The organism is Dendrosporobacter sp. 1207_IL3150, from assembly GCF_036763085.1.
Lineage (GTDB): Bacteria > Bacillota > Negativicutes > DSM-1736 > Dendrosporobacteraceae > JBAIYU01.
Window position 1 is genome coordinate 64897 of the sequence record NZ_JBAIYU010000021.1, and the last position, 17806, is coordinate 82702.

21 protein-coding genes are annotated in these 17806 nt (G+C 37.7%); 5 read left to right on the forward strand and 16 right to left on the reverse strand.

Annotated elements, in window-relative coordinates; all coding sequences use genetic code 11:
* Positions 1-118: 118 nt before the first annotated feature.
* The 3 genes from V6C17_RS11405 to V6C17_RS11415 form a co-directional block, all read right to left on the reverse strand.
* Positions 119-361 carry an anti-sigma-F factor Fin gene (locus V6C17_RS11405; protein ID WP_333522704.1) on the reverse strand — a complete coding sequence of 81 codons (243 nt, stop codon included), beginning with the start codon at positions 359-361 and terminating at the stop codon, positions 119-121.
* Between the two features lie 157 nt (positions 362-518).
* Positions 519-899, reverse strand: coding sequence for a hypothetical protein (locus V6C17_RS11410; protein WP_333522705.1), 381 nt, complete (start codon positions 897-899; stop codon positions 519-521).
* Positions 900-1087: 188 nt separating this feature from the next.
* Positions 1088-1972, reverse strand: coding sequence for a M23 family metallopeptidase (locus tag V6C17_RS11415; RefSeq protein WP_333522706.1), 885 nt, complete (start codon positions 1970-1972; stop codon positions 1088-1090).
* 509 nt (positions 1973-2481) lie between these two features.
* Here V6C17_RS11415 and V6C17_RS11420 point away from each other — a divergent pair.
* The gene (locus tag V6C17_RS11420; RefSeq protein WP_333522707.1) at positions 2482-2859 is read left to right on the forward strand and encodes a hypothetical protein; all 378 of its coding nucleotides are present in this window, start codon (positions 2482-2484) and stop codon (positions 2857-2859) included.
* Positions 2860-3003: 144 nt separating this feature from the next.
* Positions 3004-3195 (forward strand): hypothetical protein, encoded by a 192-nt coding sequence (locus V6C17_RS11425; protein ID WP_333522708.1) that lies wholly within the window; start codon positions 3004-3006, stop codon positions 3193-3195.
* A gap of 213 nt (positions 3196-3408) precedes the next feature.
* On the opposite strand, the gene V6C17_RS11430 is transcribed toward V6C17_RS11425, so the two are convergent.
* A complete protein-coding gene (locus tag V6C17_RS11430) occupies positions 3409-3714 on the reverse strand; it encodes a hypothetical protein (RefSeq protein ID WP_333522709.1) in 306 nt (101 codons plus the stop codon).
* Positions 3715-4202: 488 nt separating this feature from the next.
* Between V6C17_RS11430 and V6C17_RS11435 the strand changes: the two genes are divergently transcribed.
* Complete coding sequence (locus V6C17_RS11435; protein WP_333522710.1) at positions 4203-4391, forward strand: hypothetical protein; 189 nt, start codon at positions 4203-4205, stop codon at positions 4389-4391.
* A gap of 126 nt (positions 4392-4517) precedes the next feature.
* Here V6C17_RS11435 and V6C17_RS11440 read toward each other — a convergent pair whose 3' ends face one another.
* A complete protein-coding gene (locus V6C17_RS11440) occupies positions 4518-4910 on the reverse strand; it encodes a bacteriohemerythrin (RefSeq protein ID WP_333522711.1) in 393 nt (130 codons plus the stop codon).
* Between the two features lie 729 nt (positions 4911-5639).
* On the opposite strand from V6C17_RS11440, the gene V6C17_RS11445 reads away from it, so the two are divergent.
* Complete coding sequence (locus V6C17_RS11445; RefSeq protein ID WP_333522712.1) at positions 5640-6098, forward strand: CBO0543 family protein; 459 nt, start codon at positions 5640-5642, stop codon at positions 6096-6098.
* Positions 6099-6101: 3 nt separating this feature from the next.
* A complete protein-coding gene (locus V6C17_RS11450) occupies positions 6102-6554 on the forward strand; it encodes a CBO0543 family protein (protein WP_333522713.1) in 453 nt (150 codons plus the stop codon).
* Positions 6555-6762: 208 nt separating this feature from the next.
* Here V6C17_RS11450 and V6C17_RS11455 read toward each other — a convergent pair whose 3' ends face one another.
* The 11 genes from V6C17_RS11455 to V6C17_RS11500 all read right to left on the reverse strand — a co-directional run bounded on the left by V6C17_RS11455 (position 6763) and on the right by V6C17_RS11500 (position 17696).
* Positions 6763-7317: a CBO0543 family protein gene (locus V6C17_RS11455; RefSeq protein ID WP_333522714.1), complete on the reverse strand. Its 555-nt coding sequence runs from the start codon at positions 7315-7317 to the stop codon at positions 6763-6765.
* A gap of 74 nt (positions 7318-7391) precedes the next feature.
* Positions 7392-7907 (reverse strand): CBO0543 family protein, encoded by a 516-nt coding sequence (locus V6C17_RS11460; RefSeq protein WP_333522715.1) that lies wholly within the window; start codon positions 7905-7907, stop codon positions 7392-7394.
* Positions 7908-7979: 72 nt separating this feature from the next.
* Positions 7980-8075, reverse strand: coding sequence for a hypothetical protein (locus tag V6C17_RS15985; RefSeq protein ID WP_442891488.1), 96 nt, complete (start codon positions 8073-8075; stop codon positions 7980-7982).
* Positions 8076-8996: 921 nt separating this feature from the next.
* Positions 8997-9962: a class II fructose-bisphosphatase gene (gene glpX, locus V6C17_RS11465; RefSeq protein ID WP_333522716.1), complete on the reverse strand. Its 966-nt coding sequence runs from the start codon at positions 9960-9962 to the stop codon at positions 8997-8999.
* 21 nt (positions 9963-9983) lie between these two features.
* Positions 9984-10628, reverse strand: coding sequence for a fructose-6-phosphate aldolase (gene fsa / locus V6C17_RS11470; protein WP_333522717.1), 645 nt, complete (start codon positions 10626-10628; stop codon positions 9984-9986).
* Between the two features lie 65 nt (positions 10629-10693).
* Positions 10694-11332, reverse strand: coding sequence for a hypothetical protein (locus tag V6C17_RS11475; RefSeq protein ID WP_333522718.1), 639 nt, complete (start codon positions 11330-11332; stop codon positions 10694-10696).
* A 240-nt stretch (positions 11333-11572) separates the two neighbouring features.
* Positions 11573-11977 (reverse strand): response regulator, encoded by a 405-nt coding sequence (locus tag V6C17_RS11480; RefSeq protein WP_333522719.1) that lies wholly within the window; start codon positions 11975-11977, stop codon positions 11573-11575.
* 122 nt (positions 11978-12099) lie between these two features.
* A complete protein-coding gene (locus V6C17_RS11485) occupies positions 12100-14442 on the reverse strand; it encodes a hypothetical protein (protein WP_333522720.1) in 2343 nt (780 codons plus the stop codon).
* An 18-nt stretch (positions 14443-14460) separates the two neighbouring features.
* Positions 14461-15039 (reverse strand): Yip1 family protein, encoded by a 579-nt coding sequence (locus V6C17_RS11490; RefSeq protein ID WP_333522721.1) that lies wholly within the window; start codon positions 15037-15039, stop codon positions 14461-14463.
* Between the two features lie 8 nt (positions 15040-15047).
* The gene (gene sppA / locus V6C17_RS11495; protein WP_333522722.1) at positions 15048-15977 is read right to left on the reverse strand and encodes a signal peptide peptidase SppA; all 930 of its coding nucleotides are present in this window, start codon (positions 15975-15977) and stop codon (positions 15048-15050) included.
* 111 nt (positions 15978-16088) lie between these two features.
* Positions 16089-17696, reverse strand: a complete 1608-nt coding sequence (locus V6C17_RS11500) for a CTP synthase (RefSeq protein ID WP_333522723.1) — start codon at positions 17694-17696, stop codon at positions 16089-16091.
* Positions 17697-17806: the final 110 nt, after the last annotated feature.

The window sequence follows — 17806 nt, forward strand, 5'->3', positions numbered from 1 at the left end:
ATAAAGGCCGTCTCCAACTTAAAACCGAAAACACGATTTTCAAACCGTACAAAAAGGGGCTTTAGCTATTGCTAAAGCCCTATATACACTTAATTTAATCATTTAATATTGTAATCTATCAATGCAAATAATTTGTGCCTTTGGTCCACAACTGCTGTTCATCCGCTATCCCCAGAGCCTCTATGCAACTGTCACAAAATGATTTGACAAGCATAGTGTTTGTTGACAGATCAGTTTTTATTATATCTTGACGCTCTTCACCAGTCAAGCAATCAAATCCGAACTTAACTTCGTCCACTTGATCAACCTCTAATGCGGCTATTGACTCACCGCAGCATTCACAGTTATAAAAAATCTTCATCTCGCTAAACCTCCTGATAAAATGAGACTTATTCAGATGGAGTTACCTACGCCTGCAGATAGAACTCCATCTGAATTTCTAGTCAAATTTATCCAAGGCCTCCAACCGCACCTAACTGATCATTAGAACGGATTAGCCATCGGATAAACAATACCCATTACGAGTAGATGCGGACAACAGTTACATTCCATATTAAATGTGATATTATACCGGCAGCAAGTGCCAACAAAAAACTGCTGCTTATAGCCAATATGAAAATAGTCATTGCACCAAACAAGCTATGCCCAGCAATACTAAATAGCGCTGCCTTTAGTCCGTTATAGCGGTTATGATAGTAATCATAGCCAGCCTCAACAAATCCAAAAGTTATATGGGCGGCTAATATATCAGCTCCTAAATAAAATGCCAGCGTCGTTTTAGTGACTTCTTCTAAAATCGGACTATAACTAATAACTGTCTGGATACCCACACGCCTAATTAAAATGCGATTCAACAAAAAACTAAGCGAAGCTACCAGACATCCAATAACATATCCCATACCTACCTCTATTTTGGATTCTTATAAATATTATCACCGATGTTTTTAGTGCTTATACTTCTACAACAGCTTCTCTCCTACTTAAAATGTAAGAATTAAAAAAACCGCAAAGGCAGTAACTTTTAAAGATCGAAATTATAGTAATATCGATCTTTAAAAAGTTTAGCCTTGCGGTTTTACTTAGTTATTTAAGGTAAGACATTCATTGGGTTAATTGGATTTCCATCTTTATGTACTTCAAAGTGCAAATGCGGCCCAGTCGAATAACCGGTATTACCCATTAAGCCAATTTTTTGACCACTCTTTACGTACTGCCCAACACCTACGGTAAAGCTTGCTAAATGCCCATATAGTGTCGTATATCCATTATTGTGCTCAATCATTAGAGTATAACCATAGCCTCCATACCAGCCTGCGTAAGTTACCCGCCCCGATAGTGCAGCCGTGATAGGTGTTCCGACATCATTAGCAATATCGATACCAGCATGAAGCCTTCCCCATCGCCTGCCAAACCCTGAAGTAAATTCGCCGTCCGTTGGCCACATAACACGGCTAACTGCCGATCTCGAAACCGGAACTGATGGTAAATCACTTCTAGCTATAAGCTTTCCACCAGGAACAAATATTTTTTCACCAATAGCTAAGCCATCGCTATTTTTATTATTTGCGCTAAGTATTGCTTGGATGTCAATGCTATACATATTTGATATTCGCCAGAGTGTGTCTCCCATGTCTACTGTGTGCAAAACACCCTTCTGCGGCAAAATTGCTAATTTATCACCAGGTTGTAGTGTTTCATCAATATCAGGATTAGCACCTAAAATTGTATCAACATCAATAGAATATGCCTCAGCGATAGTACTTAGAGTTTCACCCGCACTGACAGTGTGGTTTTTAATTGCCGCAATCCCCTTAGGCTCTACCGGCTGCGCTTCTACTGTGGTCTCCGGGGGGGGCGGGTTTGGGGCTGGCTTGTCCCTTTGAGATACTCCAAAGATCAATAGTGGTATTAGAGTAATAATTATCAACAGAGCCGTTAGTACTGGCTGCTTCTTAACCTTAGTTAAGTCCATTACGTCACCTCGGTTCAATAATATTAAATTCGATATTAGAATAAGCTATTAGTACCCTTTTTATACGAAATTTGGCATAATCTTCAGGTATTGGCTAAAATTGCAGATTACCAACAGCCTAGTTTATATACAATGCCAAAATAAAAGGCAGGTCCATGACCTGCCCTTTATTACACTTGCCATGTAAACTCATCTAGTATATTTTCTATAATAATAATCTTTTAATGGAATTATTATATCATATCTGGGAACGAATAGGAAATGTAAAATTGCTACGTTAGTTCTCTGTACTAAGTATTACTAGAATTTTGATAATAATCAAGGGAAGAATACATTAGGATACGGAGGTGAATATAGCGTAATTAACCTTAACAATTGTTCTTAATTATACGGTACATTGGCAATGCTATAAAATAGACAAAAACAAAAATAAATTTAGTAAGTAAACTGCACATAAATAGTATTAACAGGGTAAAACTACGTTTAGCTAATTAGTGAAAGGAATTACAATGAACACTAGAGCAATCAACGCAGCGGATTTATTGACTTCACTTTCGCAAGGTAAAACTATTCTTCTCTTGCAAGCCTTAGATCCTAATCTTTTAGATCAAATGGAGTATAGTCTGGATTTTATCCATCACTGCAAACTAAAATTAGATACTGCTCCAAATGTATTTGATGATTTTTTAACTAGCGGTTTGTTGCTAATAGAGGAAGATTTATCTAGAGCAAATATGGACTTTATTTTTTCGCTTGTTGAGTTTCTAAAAAGCCCCCGTTTTAAAAATGTTATCTCTAGTTACCTCTATATTGATGGAAATCGAGTAACTGCTGAAGAAGATTTGAAATTTGTTTCTCATGAAGCAAATACCCCTCTGCTTCATTGAAATCTCATTATTTAACTGCCGTTGGAGGCGGTATTTTATTCTAACTAAGTCCCATTTTCAAGAATAATTTTGCTAGAATTAGACATAATATTAACTATAGTTTTGATTAACTATGAAAATCGTATATTGGGGAGGGACTTCTCCATGAAAATGAATTATGAACCAGAACTGACTTCCTATTCTTTGCCGAGAGAAGAAGTAGAAAAGTTATTATCACAATACGGTAGTAAGCTTGAACCGATTGACAGCCATAAGCTAGCGCAACATAAAGCTAAGCAGCTAAAGACAAAGTTCTATAATCAAAAGTTTTCCAAACAAGGCAGCGTTACAATGTAAAAATATCACTTTTCTGCTATTTGCTTTTTTATACGGTATATTATTCCAACATATTTTCCAATAATAATAATATTGCTTTAACCTTATAGTTCTCTCCTTTACTTAAGATATTGTCGGATATCTTAAGTTCTTTTTTTATGCAGCATAATAATAATGTTTTCTAGGCTGTTTCTTATCATAAGTAAAAAACGCCTGCTACGGCGTAATTTTACCTTAATCAATTTTTATATTGAGCAATTTAAAAGCAATGCTATCAGAAAGACTTTCGGTTATTTCGCTTAATCTTATTAATTCTGGTTTTTGCGAATTACTCAAATGTAGGTAGAGATTCAAAATAACATTAGTATTTTTATCTTCTTCACGATCATACGTAACCATTGGCGAATCTACAATGATCTCATTAGCTATGTCTTTTAGCTTATCTTCAACTTCAGATATTACACTTTCTGTTTCCTGGGGATCTGCGAGCTGGACCTTAAGCGCAAAAACCCGAAACAGCTTGCCTTCTTTAAGATACATAATTACATCTCTCCCCCTTAATCACTTTTGTATATGGTATTCAATATTAGGAAAAATAGTTACCAAATGATAAGGATGCTACTCTATTATGCTTACTGGGATTGACATGAAAAAAGAGCCTTTCGGCTCAAAAGTTTAAATCATGCCTTTGATCGTATGCATAATATTAACGCAAAGATTAGAGAAGCAAGGCTAACAACCCCAAATCCGATAATGTATGTCCTAATGATATCCATTATGAGGCCCCCTCCCATATTCTCTTTACTTTATTATATCATTATCAGTATTTTCTGTTAATTAATTTTAAGAAACTTTGTCAAGTATACAAAACTTCTAAAACTTTAACAGAACATTTTATTATGTTGGATTTAGGAATTTCTATTAAGTAATCCATATTCAAACTTTGGCTAAAACAAAAGAGGTTTTAATAGTAATAACTAGAACGTTAGTATTGTGAGTACTTTGAAGTACTAAAGGTAGGGTTGACTATGGGCGACAAAAGACCAAGTCAACTCCCTGCAGTTACTCGTACTGAGGTCAGCTATTTGGATATACGGGGCAACCCAACTACTCCGAAGTATGCGGTAAGGGTGATTACCAGAGAGTATGATGCGGACGGTAATCTGATTTGTACCAAAATGACCTTAAACGCTCGTAATTTTAATGAAATATATTAACAGACTAGCGGGGAACTGACCCCTTGCTAGTCTGTTTGTTTTTATTGGATCAAATAGTGTTTTCAGCATCAATTAACCAAACTATTTTCAATAAAAATCTATAATTACAAATAAAGAATACCTAAATTATACCTTCTCGGACTTATACTTCATATCCATTTTTAACACATGGTTTATAAACCATTGGTTTATAAACGGCAGCATTTGAATGGCGATTAATTTATTTCCATTTGCACTAGCAGCTTTGATTTCTTTAATTTTTTTAATGAAAACTTTATGTTGTTCTTTATGCTCCTGCAGATCAGGATGTTCAATAGCTTTAAGATAACTTTCTTCGCGCATAAAATGGATAAGTGAGTATGACTCTAAGTCTTTAATGAGATTTGAAGCTATTTCAAAGGTTTGACCTGTTCTCATCGACTCCATTAGGGCAGTAATTACATTTATAAGTTTTTGATGATCTTCATCCATTTGCTTAATATTTACGCTATACTCACTTTTCCAGCCCTTTATAAGCACATAATCACTCCTTAGCGTAGAAATTAAAACCCTTATTTTGTAAATTATTTGGCTAATATAATATTAACACGAATTCATGATTAAGACACGGTCGTATTCTACACTACTAGTTTTACATACCTACCAATAGATAAACATGTCAAAAAGCCCCCCATATGAATAGGGGGCATAATACCTTTAAAATGTAGAACTATACGGTTTAACAAAAAGCGGTTTGCGGTCAAACTTGTAGATGGCATCCACAAATCTGACTGTTCCTGATTTATAACGCATAACAATGGAATGTGTTCTTGCACCCGTGAACCCAGTATTTATCTATATTTTTCCTACTTCTAACTGTATATAATTGTGCTCAATACAACTGTTCCAAGATAAATATAGCACGCCTGGAATCACATGGGAATATTGAAATTTTATACATGTACCTACGGCAGAGCGTGTCAATGTAATACTCCTACTCACGCACTATGAAAAGAGCTTTGTACTACGAGAATTTACCCGCCCATTCCAGCAAAGTCTATTCAATAACAAATCACTCAAAATTTAAGGTTGATACAATAAAAAAAGCCATATTGTTTTCACGCAATGTACGTCAATGTGATACCACCACCCACGCTCTAAGAAAAGGGGCTTTGGACTATGAAAACTTACCCCACCCCACTCAATACTTAATTCATATGTGCTTTATTTATGGGAAAGCTATGTAAAAGCGACCTCGTAGGAGTATCTATGTTTTACTATATTCGTTTTACTATTGTTGTAATATGTTTCATTCTATTTACTGACAAGAAACGTTGGAGAGAACTATTGCCCGTCAGTCTATTAGCAAGTTGTTTAGCTGGCTTCACAGACATTATTACTTTCTATTATCCTCTTTGGCGTTACTTAGGTGAACACCCATTATTAATAGCATTACTTGACAATATCGGAATATACCCTGTTGTAACATATCTATTCATTCAATGGCTACCAAAAGAACAGACGCTACCAAGAATGCTTCGCTATTGGCTTTATTGGACTACCTTCGCTATTTCTATTGAGTACATACACATTCATATGAAAAAAATGCAATATGGTTTGTGGTGGCACATGGGTTGGTCTTATTTAGCTGACTGGGTTCTGTTTACGATCTTTTATTCTTATCATAAGATTCTTAAGCTATCTAAATTATCTAATACGAGGGGCTAGCTAATGTTGCATTTATTTTTTAGCGTTCTAATATTCAACCTAATTGCCTATTCTATCCCCAAGAATCTGACAAAAGACGAACTATATTCAACTTGTCTATTTGCTATAGTAATTCAAAGTTTTGTAGATGTTTTTCTTGACCTAAAATACGACCTTTATGGCTACTTTAATCCTGGGGTAGATGCTCTTACTATGATTCCTATTTTAGGCATCTATCCAGCCTTAAATATTATCTTCTTGAACTACTATCCTTTCTCTGGTACAACAGTTAACAAGCTATTCTATGCACTTAAATGGTGTATATTTTCTATTGCTTTTGAATGGAGCACTATATACGCGGGTTGGTTCTATCATAATGGTTGGAAGTTATGGTATTCATTCATCTTCTATATACCTATGTATTTCACAATAGCTAAAAACCTTGAATTATTAAGACGGCTAAAAAGACAAAACTAAATAAAAAGCTACATATTAAAGATCGCATTTGGACTGTCAAAACATACTTACCCATTAAACAAAGAAAGAAAGCTTACGCGCCCTCCTTCGATCTTTTCGCCCTTATAATGTACTTTTAAGAATGGGTTAGCTTAAGACACAGAAAATGACTAAAAACGGAATCTCTGTGTGCTTTGTATTGATACTTAAATGCTTTGGCAAATCTATTTTATGATTGCTTTTTTGCGGACGTAAATACCTTTTCAACTGCTCCTCTCATCAAGATAGGCATAAGGATATAAAAAGGTAACCCATAATGATGCTCCCATCGAATAGGTATATACAGTCCCAATGATATCAAGATAGGTTCAAAACAGAAAGAAAACACGATGCCAGTAACAATTGATACCTTAACAAAATCCTTCCATCTCGGAAAATATTGATACTCTAGCATATAGATAACTGGCAGTGGACTAAGATCAATATAGCCAGTCAATGGGCCCACTGGGAGCAATTTAAACGGATAGTACCAAAGCCCAAGCTCAAAGCCAACAAGGTCAAGCGTAATTATTAGTAGTATAAGAAGCGTACCGTACAGCAAAATTTTAGGTAACTGTTTCCTATCTGCTAAGTAGTAAAAGACAATCCACGGAATTATAAATGTAACTACGATAAACCACCATTGCCACGTTAATAAATCTGTTGCCAGCCAGTTTTCAAGACGGGCTTGTGTTAATTCTTTAGTCATTTGTGCTAATTGTTCATCTGATGGGTAGTAGCTCATATGTCCCTCTCTACGCACAGTTACTTTAATCTAGTTTGGTCGTAATGACGCTTGCTATGTTACTCGTTATCTATTTATTTAAAATCAGTAAGCCGAAAATCAAATACTACTAAGACTAGAACAGAAAACAAGCCCCCCATTAACCATGCTAGTAGTGGGCTGGAATAATGAACACGAAGAGCAGTAAATAATACGATGTTTACTAATATTGACCACCATAACGTCCAGCCATTGTAATAACTTCCTAACCCTACCACAAGACTTACTGCTTCCATTGAAGAATATATAGCAACCCACAATGTAATATATAAGGCTTGACGCAAATAAGTTTGGTTACATGGATACCGAGACAAAAATAATAGCACAGTTGCCGGATAAATAGTGAACGCATAAAAAAGAGCGACAACGGTGTGATTCGGAAAATTAGGGCTAGGACAATAGAACCAAAGTGAACGATTGTACATTAGAAAATCAGATACAAAGCTAAGTGCCGTTAAGAATAGGTATGTAGGATAGTATCCCCTCCAGTTTTCCCAATCTGACCAACGCCAAGCTGCTAAAATAAACGCTATCCCAAAAATTATACGCATATAATCACCCAGATATAGCCTTTCCTTTTGACTTTTAGAACATACATAACCTATAAGGCAAAAAAAGAAGGCTTATATGCCCTCCTTAGTTCTCTTCGCCCTTATTAATGTACTTTTACTAATACCTGTTAGCTTTTCGGCTTCTTTATAAGAGTTCTCGTTAAGCAATTCTAATGCGTTCTTGATTCGATGGTCATTATACTTCTTTGGTCTTATCGCCTGGTCTATATCGTTTATTGCAAGAGCCGTAATCCTCTTGATGGCAAGAGTGGAACAAAATCATGCTGCTAGGACAAGTAGGATTTTTTTATCGCCAACTCTACAGCCAGCTATGAAACCGATAGACAGCGAAGACGATACTAAATAAAAAAGACGCTCCTCAAAGAAAAGAACGTCAAAGGATCGTAGTTGAAATGACGGCTGTCAAACTGTTTTGTTCCCTTCTTGAGTCATATCAAATATTGTAACGTTTCGTTCCCCCCTTGGCTGAAAACTCTATTGCAAGTATTTACCAATTTTAAGTATAATCAAAACAAAGGGCGAGGAGTTTGTATATAAAATTACAGACTCTCAAATGGTTTAAAGGCATTCTCTCATTAACGGAGGGGAGTGCCTTTTTGCTTTTTATATTCAATAGCTAGGTAAAATCAAGAAGTAGCATGAGTATATTATTTACCCTCACTTTTTGAACAGTTTATTCTTCTAGAAAGCGTTATACAGTCCTCCCCTCTCCTTTATTGCCGTTACATTCAATAGTATTTTAGCTGTTTACGAAGCCTTACTACTGCGGGTAGCAAAGGAATCACCCTAGTTCCGTATAAAATAAAGAGCAAAGCAATGCCGTAGGTGATAAGGCGTTACGGTGACTCCTAGTCCTTTCGAATACATTCGAAATCTTAATTGAAGGTGTCGTGTTGTTAGCCTATCGCCAGTAAAAGCACATAATATATCCATTGGTATTGTCCCAGCTTTCATGCCTTACATTTATAAGTCTCTCTTCCCTACGAATTTTTAAAATACCTTTACGCATAAAAATACCCCCCATTTCGTTAGAAATAGGAGGTATATAAATACTATTCCAAGGCTATGTTATACGCGTTTAACAAAAAGCGGCTTGCGGTCAAACTTATGAATGGCATCCACAAATCTGACTGTGCCTGATTTATAACGCATAACAATGGAATGTGTCCTTGCACCGCCGCCGAAGTAACGTACCCCATTGAGCAGCTCACTTTGGGTTATAGCCGTAGCGACAAAAAATGCATCATCGCCTCTTACCATATCCTCAATTGTAAGAACTTTATTGATATCGGTAATTCCCATTTTTGTTGCGCGATCAATATCCTGTTGATTTTCGGGATAAAGTCTGGCCTGCATATCGCCGCCTAGGCACTTAAGCGCAGCAGCAGCTATTACGCCCTCCGGAGCGCCGCCGATACCAATAAGCATATGGACACCAGTTCCGTCAATTGCAACGTTAATCGCCGGTGATACATCTCCATCTGTAATTAGCTTGATTCTTGAGCCAGCCTGACGAATTTCTTCGATTATTTTATTGTGGCGCGGACGATCCAAAATAACTACAGTCAAATCTTCAACTGAACGATCTAAAGCTTTAGCAACTGCCTTAAGGTTTTCGGTAACTGGCGCGTTTATATCAATCTTGCCTTTGGCCTTAGGGCCTACGCAAATTTTGTCCATATACATATCAGGTGCATGAAGCATTCCTCCGCGAGGAGCTATTGCTAATACGGCAATAGAGCCAGGCAAGCCTTTGGCTACTAGGGTAGTACCCTCAACAGGATCAACGGCTATATCTACCTCCATACCACCCGCACCAACATCTTCACCAATATAAAGCATCGGAGCTTCGTCCATTTCGCCCTCGCCAATCACTACACGTCCATTAATAGCAACACTATCGAAAGCTTCTCTCATTGCGTCAACTGCAGCACCATCTGCCGCATTTTTCTCACCTTTTCCCATCCAACGCCCTGATGCGATTGCAGCAGCTTCGGTAACCCTTACAAATTCTAATGCTAATTCGCGATCCATTAATAAACCTCCAAGTTATACTTACATATTTGCTTTCTGCCAATCCTCTAAGAAACGCTTAATACCGCTATCGGTAAGAGGGTGATTCATTAGTGTCAGCAGAACTTTATAAGGTACAGTAGCAATATGAGCACCCGCCAATGCAGACTGAGTAATGTGCATAGGATGGCGGATACTAGCCGCTATTATCTCTGTTTCAATTCCATGAACAGCAAAAATATCAGCAATTGTTTTCACTAATTCTATACCATCATAACTAATATCATCAAGCCGCCCCACAAAAGGGCTGACGTATGTCGCCCCAGCCCGTGCTGCTAATAATGCCTGATTAGCAGAAAAAATAAGCGTCACATTCGTCTTTATACCTTCCGAGCTCAATACACTAACAGTTTTAAGACCATCAATAGTAATAGGGACTTTAATTACTACATTATTCGCCAGTTTTGCTAATTGGCGCGCTTCGGCAAGCATTTCTTCATAGGTTGTACTGATAACCTCGGCACTAACAGGGCCATCAACTATATTCGCTATTTCCTTGATTACTGTGTTAATATTTCTCTTTTCTTTAGCAATAAGTGAAGGATTTGTAGTTACTCCAGCGACAATACCTAGAGCAACGCCCTCTTTTATTTCGTTAAAATTAGCAGTATCTAGAAAAAACTTCATACTAAACCTCCTAGTTTTGGTGTCCTAAATTGGTTAGTACTTAAGTAGTCTTGACTTAATCATGATCAATCTTTTTTAGCAAAATATCTTTGCGGCTCTAATTCAATACTGGTAAGTGACTGCGCATGGACTACATCTTGTTCAGTCTGAGCCGACATTACATAATATCCGCCACATTGCAGACATTCAAGAACAATACAGTCCGCAACAATGTCAGCCTCAACTTTTTCACTGCCACATCGACAGTATACCCCGCCTAATTCCGCAATATCATGAACTTTATTCAGAACATCTAGGATAATATGATGTTTTCCAAGATATTCTTCAAAATAGGTACTATCAGTCTCGCGAATTAAGTTTTCACATTCGCGCTTCTGATCAGCTAAGGTTTCATTGATAGCTTTTCGATCGCCTAAATATCCTAACTCGAAATTATCTTTACAACAATATACCTTATCTAGTTTTGTATGTAGTAATTTTTTGAGTTCAAAATATATATGATGGGTCGATTGACAAACTACACAAGGGATGCTTAGCAGCAGCTGACGGGAACCTAATCGCGAAATCTTGGCTTGTATATGATTACAGCTGCATTTAAGTTCTCGTACCTTCTTATTAATACTAAAGTGAGATATATCGTGCATTTGAATTTTGCTGCATCGCTGACAATACAACGCGAATGTCGAAGTAGCGTTTATTACCAAAATTCATCCCTCTCTTCCTCGATAAACCATTCGCCAATCATCTTAAAAATCCTGCCGTTTTGGAGCTATTACTATCTCGCAAGAAAATTTATTCCATATATTGGATAATAAAACTATCAGCAAAACCTTTAAACAGGAAGAACATTCATAGAACTATCTAAGTGCTTAAAACATTATTCTTGATAAAACTTTATTTCTACTAGAAATGAGTAACACCCAGCAAAGCTGAGTGTTACTCATTTATCCGATCATTAATTGTTGTTGATTGTTATCAATACTATTTATATGATTGCTCACCATTCCACAGAGCGCAATTATATCAAAAGGCTTTGTGATATAGGCATATGCACCAAGTTCTCTCGCTTGATTCACGAGTTCGAGTTCACCATAGGCAGTCATCATAATTACATTTCCAGCTTGACCTATTCGCTTCAATTCCCTTAATGTCTCAATTCCGTCCATCCCTGGCATCTTCATATCCATTAGTATCAGAGCAGGTTCCGTCTCCTTAGCTTTCTGAAGACCTTCGTAACCATTAGAAGCTGTAATGATTGAATACCCCTCTTCAGTTAAAACTTCCATAAGTAGTCGCCTAATGCCAGGCTGGTCATCAACGATTAATACTGAATTTTTTGCCAAACCCATGCTTAACTCACCCTACCCTCTAAATATAACAATAATTACTATTATTTTCCTAATTTAATGATATTCGACTTAATACTAAAATATCCTCCTATAAAATGGAAATATAAGCACTTTCTTTATTATTATCCAATTATTTTTTGTTTTATTGATCGAATTTGATTAACTATCATATGAATTGTCTCACTTTGATAAACTTTGAGAGTATACTTAGCAGATCTGTCATCAACACTAAATTCAATATCGTTGTACGGAGTAGGCAGCCCCCAAGTAGTATAGATTAGTTGATCGTTTTTTAAAATGCTCACCTTATATGCACTGCTGCGAAGATAAAGCGGATACTTAATACTAACAGCATGCGTATGAAGCTTATCTATCGGAATATCTCGCCCTAGAATGTTTATCTCATACTCACTGGAAAAAGCATTATTTTTAATTCTTTTTCCATAAACGGCAATCAGTCTGGGCGAATAGTAATCTAAATAATTTGCTACAAGTTCAGTTGCTGTTGAAAATTCAAGCAAGCTTTTATCAGCATAGTTTTGTTTTAAATATTCCAAATGACCTTCTATAGCATTAAATTGGCCGCCATCAATACTTTGCCAATCCCCTGCTCCCATTACAAACATTGCATGAGTAAACCCTACAATCGCGTGCACTCCAGGAATAATACTCATACCTCTAGTAAATGCTTTAATCCCTTCATCGGCTTTTGCATTCATTACATCAGCACTTTGGCTGTCATAAGTTATAAAGCTCTTAGGTGTCGGGCGAAATTCAACTAGTCCTATATTATTTATATCGTTTGATGGAGAATTTATGTCATCTTTAGCTGAAAAATAAATTTCTTTTCCATAATCGCCTGATGTTATCCCGCCTGCATTGCCATCAGCATCGCTAGTCCCCCATATGCCAACCTTTTGATAAACACGCGTACTCTTAGCTTCGTCCTCTGAGCCGTTGCCAAAGTCAAACGAGCCGACACGAGAAGTTAAAAGCTGTCCTTGGCCTGATCGAGATGCCAATTGCTCAAGTATACTTTGATAGTTATAAAGTGTTCCTGTCCTCGTACCATATTCGTCAAAATTGCCTTCCTCCGGCAGTGAGTGTGCCCATCCATGCCTCAGATGATTGGCCCAAATTCCGTCCATTTCAGGATTATATGATAAAACATTTTCAGTAAGATACGGATCATAGTCTGAATGCATATGGATGCCGTATTCATGTCCTTGATTAGTTTGTTGAATAACAGAGTTTTTAACAGCCTCTATGACCTTGGGCCACTCTCCCGTAGCTGATCTTTTTGCGGCCCATTCGCCAGCTTTTAAAGCAGGCCAAGCTATGTAATGAGTCCACTTCGCGCCATGCCGCTCTGCTATACTGTTTAGTTTTTCAGCCTTTTCTATTAGCTGTATCGAGAACTCTTTTGGTTCAAGCCATCCATTACTATTACCCCAGGCCACTGGGTAGCCGGCAGCATCAATAGGCTCTAGATCATCGGTCATAACGTAAAATATTCTGCCAGGTCGATTATCAGCAACATATACATCAATCGCCTCAGACATTGCTGTTCCATTAATAGCAAAAGTTAATTTCCATGGTTTATTAAGATTAACTGCATCTGGCCGCTGAGCTTTAACTTGCCATGACAACTTGCGTTTCTCTCCAGGTTTTATATTGTCAATAAGCTGTTCTACCTGACTTTGCGCAATTAGTCCGTACCCATATGGTTCAATTATTTTTATAACAGCATTATTTATTTGCCTATTGCTGTTATTTACGACTTCAACGTCTACATTAATTTGCTCACCAAATTGAGTATTATGCTGTTTTACTAGTGGTACAATGCTTAGTGCTCTATTTATGTCCGGGTATACTCCAAGCTTATCAACCAGCACATGCTGTCCCATGCCAACTTCAACACTTACCCGGTATTTTGCAGCATTTTTCGCTTTAAAAGCGGTGAAATGCTTAACTAGAGTTTCCGTAAAGTCATAGGAAGCATTAATCCAGTTGCCTTTGTAGTTAACCCCATAACGTGCGTCAATCCATTTAGCAGTTGAAGAATTTGCAGGTATTTCCCCTGTAACAGCCCAGCCAATGGTATTAATTGCCTTCCCCTGTATGTCTAATGCTTCAAGCTTAATTCTGCCAATACCCTGTGTAGATAAAAACTGAATCCTTAGATCTGCTATAGCTGTTAAATCAGCGTCTATTTCACGGAAGTATTCAAGCCGCCCGCTTCCGCCAGCAGCTAACTCGATAAACTGCTGTTCACTACCTTCTCTACTAACAAATCGATAATTGTTGCCCATGCCGTTTTCGGAAATGTTTCCCGACAGATTAAGCAGTTCTGATTCCGAAACATTTACTGGGTTCAGTCCAGCCTTAGGCTGTATATCTTGCCTATAACATCCGCTTAACGCTAGAACTGCAAACAACAATCCAATAATAATTTTTTTTTGCATACAACCAACCTCAATTCGCTATCCCAACGGCAATTGTATTAACGCCGACCCTGCCATAAAAATTAGACCTACCACTGCTGCTATGACTAATAAAACAGGCGCCAAAAATACTATTACAGCTTTGGTCCTAGATATATCATAAGCTCCGCTTATTGCTAAGACTTCTAGAGATAATGTCCATACCAAAATGATAAAACCGCTTATACCTATAAAGAAAGGCGAAATCCCCGCTGGCATAAGTGTCGCCAATACCCACAACGGAACAATAAATATGCGTGGAAAGTGCGAGAAACCAAGAGCGGTCATAAGCCCAACAGCTGACCCTCGACCTCCTAACAGTTCGGCACATAAATGCCATATAGCAGTCCCCACTACCCAGACAGCAATGCTTCCTATAACCTGAAATACCATTATAAAACCAAGTGAATTAGACTTTTCGCCCATCTGTAAGCCTAGAAAAACCGCCCACATCGGGATAAATACACTTAGAAGGAAAACAATACATGCTGATAAAAGCTCTCTGCGAGCTGCAATTTCACGTAAAGCTGTGCGGGGGCTAAAAATCACATCATAAATATCATCTAAAATTGTTCCCATACATCCACCTACCATTTTTCAGGAATAGCTAGCGGTGCGGTAATTGGGAGTTCGTTTTCAATCGGCTTTAGAAATAACTTATTTAGTATTTCTAGCTTATCGTTTGCACCAAGCAGCATTGCCCAAGGATTATTTTTGCCATATTCCTTAATTTCTGGCTTACCCTTTATACCAGCCAATTCAATTGTTCCGTCTATAGCATCATACATATTGCCTAATTCATCAACTAGTCCTAACGATTTAGCTTGATTTCCCGTATAAATTCTCCCATCAGCCAGTTGTCTTACCTTAGCCTTATCCATCTTGCGGCCTTCGGCAACAATCTCAACAAACTGATTATACATATCATCAACCATGGTCTGTATAATTGCCCGTTCCTCATCCGTCATTGACCGCTCAGGCGACATTATATCTTTGTGAGGTCCACTCTTTATTTTTTCTTGACGTACGCCAATTTTTTTATATAACTCTTCCCAATTAGTATAAGGCATATATACTCCGATACTTCCAGTCAATGTTGAAGGGTTCGCATAAATTTTATCAGAGCACGCAGCCAGCCAATAACCACCAGAGGCTGCTACATCTCCCATTGAAGTTACGACAATTTTACCAGCTGCCCGAACCTTTTTTATTTCTTCGCCGACCTCCTGTGAGGCTGGAGCACTGCCCCCAGGACTATTTATTCTAAGCAGAATTGCTTTAACACTGCGATCATCGCGTGCAGCATGCAGCTGTTTGATTATATAATCAGTACCGCCATACTCGCCAAGAAGACTGCTTTGTCCACGTCCGCCTATAATTACACCATCAACATAGATAACAGCTATTTTATCTGACTCAGCATTACGTTTATTAATACTCACGCCCGAAAAAGATAGTACTGTTAATGAAATTATGATTATTACTGCCAATATCACTACTGCTGTTTTTTTGCGCATAAAAGCCTCCCATTTTTTTAAGATAGTTTGCCCTATTTTCTATGTAAACATAGAATGCTTCGACATTGAATATAAAAAAGAAAACTGTTGGAATGTCCAACAGTTTTACTATTACTTCTTATTGTTCAGAGCGGCTTTAACAAAATCTCTGAATAATGGGTGCGGATTGGTTGGACGTGATTTAAACTCTGGATGAAATTGTGTACCAACAAACCAAGGATGATCCTTAACTTCTACAATTTCTACTAACCGTCCGTTTGGCAGAGTTCCGCCAATCACAAGACCACATTCTTCAAGCTGCTCGCGGTAGATATTATTAAATTCAAAACGGTGACGATGGCGTTCATATACAATTTCATCTTGATAAGCTTCGTAAGTTAATGTACCTTCGGTTACTTTACATGGGTACACGCCAAGACGCATAGTGCCGCCTTTAGCTTCAATTGCAACCTGTTCAGGCATTAGATCAATAACTGGATACGGGGTATCTGGGTTAAATTCGCTGCTGTGAGCATCTTTAAGCTTACACACGTTGCGGGCAAATTCAATAACTGCACATTGCATGCCAAGACAAAGTCCAAAGTATGGGACCTTATTTTCTCTGGCAAATTGAATAGCCTTAATCTTACCCTCAACACCTCGGTCTCCAAAGCCTCCAGGTACTAAAATACCATCAACATCACCAAAACATGCTGCCATATCAGTATCTGCTGCTTCGATTTCTTCTGAATTTATCCACTTTATGTTAATTGCAGTATTATTGGCAATTCCAGCATGGCGAAGTGATTCAGAAACACTCATATAAGCATCTTGCAATGCAACATATTTTCCGACCATAGCTATTGTTACGCTATGAGCAGGATTGATGATTTTATCGACCATTGCCCGCCATTCTACCATATCACCATCGACTGCTTCTAACTTTAATTTATCCATAACTATACGATCAAGTCCTTCTTCCTGCATCATTAAAGGAACTTGATAAATACTTGCTGCATTCTTATTTTGAATTACCGCATTAGCATCAATATCACAGAAAAGTGCCAGTTTATCGCGCATTTCTGGAGAAATTTCGTGTTCAGTGCGGCACACAATAATGTCAGGGTGAATACCAATACTTCTCAGTTCTTTAACACTGTGTTGAGTTGGCTTAGTTTTCAATTCACCAGCTGCACTAATGTATGGTACAAGGGTAACATGTATATAAAGTACGTCATTACGACCTACCTCTTTTTTAACCTGACGAATAGCTTCAAGGAACGGAAGACTCTCAATATCACCGACAGTTCCGCCAATTTCCGTAATAACTATATCTGCGCTATCCTCTTTAGCAACACGATAAATACGCTCTTTTATTTCGTTGGTAATGTGAGGAATAACCTGAACAGTACTGCCTAAGTAATCACCTTTACGTTCTTTATTTATGACTGACCAGTAAATTTTACCAGCAGTAACATTCGAACTTTTACTTAAATTTATATCAATAAATCGCTCATAATGACCAAGATCCAGGTCCGTTTCGGCGCCATCTTCAGTTACAAATACCTCACCATGCTGGTAAGGGCTCATTGTACCAGGGTCTATGTTTATATATGGATCGAATTTTTGAATGGTAACCTTCATGCCGCGGCTTTTTAGCAACCGTCCCAATGAAGCCGCAGTGATGCCTTTACCAAGCGAAGAAACAACCCCCCCGGTAACAAAAATATACTTTGCCATAAAATATCCTCCTAAAATTGCTCTTGCAGTATTATACCCTTTGCAGGCTTGTCTAAATCAGCCCCACTTATTCGGTATTTTTATATAACGATACAGACTTACGCCGAGAC

Excerpts from the sequence above, each read along its gene's own strand:
- V6C17_RS11405 (WP_333522704.1), bottom strand. The coding sequence starts at position 361 with ATGAAGATTTTTTATAACTGTGAATGCTGCGGTGAGTCAATAGCCGCA.
- V6C17_RS11410 (WP_333522705.1), bottom strand. The coding sequence starts at position 899 with ATGGGATATGTTATTGGATGTCTGGTAGCTTCGCTTAGTTTTTTGTTG.
- V6C17_RS11415 (WP_333522706.1), bottom strand. The coding sequence starts at position 1,972 with ATGGACTTAACTAAGGTTAAGAAGCAGCCAGTACTAACGGCTCTGTTG.
- V6C17_RS11420 (WP_333522707.1), top strand. The coding sequence starts at position 2,482 with ATGAACACTAGAGCAATCAACGCAGCGGATTTATTGACTTCACTTTCG.
- V6C17_RS11425 (WP_333522708.1), top strand. The coding sequence starts at position 3,004 with ATGAAAATGAATTATGAACCAGAACTGACTTCCTATTCTTTGCCGAGA.
- V6C17_RS11430 (WP_333522709.1), bottom strand. The coding sequence starts at position 3,714 with ATGTATCTTAAAGAAGGCAAGCTGTTTCGGGTTTTTGCGCTTAAGGTC.
- V6C17_RS11435 (WP_333522710.1), top strand. The coding sequence starts at position 4,203 with ATGGGCGACAAAAGACCAAGTCAACTCCCTGCAGTTACTCGTACTGAG.
- V6C17_RS11445 (WP_333522712.1), top strand. The coding sequence starts at position 5,640 with ATGTTTTACTATATTCGTTTTACTATTGTTGTAATATGTTTCATTCTA.
- V6C17_RS11450 (WP_333522713.1), top strand. The coding sequence starts at position 6,102 with ATGTTGCATTTATTTTTTAGCGTTCTAATATTCAACCTAATTGCCTAT.
- V6C17_RS11455 (WP_333522714.1), bottom strand. The coding sequence starts at position 7,317 with ATGAGCTACTACCCATCAGATGAACAATTAGCACAAATGACTAAAGAA.
- V6C17_RS11460 (WP_333522715.1), bottom strand. The coding sequence starts at position 7,907 with ATGCGTATAATTTTTGGGATAGCGTTTATTTTAGCAGCTTGGCGTTGG.
- glpX (WP_333522716.1), bottom strand. The coding sequence starts at position 9,962 with ATGGATCGCGAATTAGCATTAGAATTTGTAAGGGTTACCGAAGCTGCT.
- fsa (WP_333522717.1), bottom strand. The coding sequence starts at position 10,628 with ATGAAGTTTTTTCTAGATACTGCTAATTTTAACGAAATAAAAGAGGGC.
- V6C17_RS11480 (WP_333522719.1), bottom strand. The coding sequence starts at position 11,977 with ATGGGTTTGGCAAAAAATTCAGTATTAATCGTTGATGACCAGCCTGGC.
- V6C17_RS11485 (WP_333522720.1), bottom strand. The coding sequence starts at position 14,442 with ATGCAAAAAAAAATTATTATTGGATTGTTGTTTGCAGTTCTAGCGTTA.
- V6C17_RS11490 (WP_333522721.1), bottom strand. The coding sequence starts at position 15,039 with ATGGGAACAATTTTAGATGATATTTATGATGTGATTTTTAGCCCCCGC.
- sppA (WP_333522722.1), bottom strand. The coding sequence starts at position 15,977 with ATGCGCAAAAAAACAGCAGTAGTGATATTGGCAGTAATAATCATAATT.
- V6C17_RS11500 (WP_333522723.1), bottom strand. The coding sequence starts at position 17,696 with ATGGCAAAGTATATTTTTGTTACCGGGGGGGTTGTTTCTTCGCTTGGT.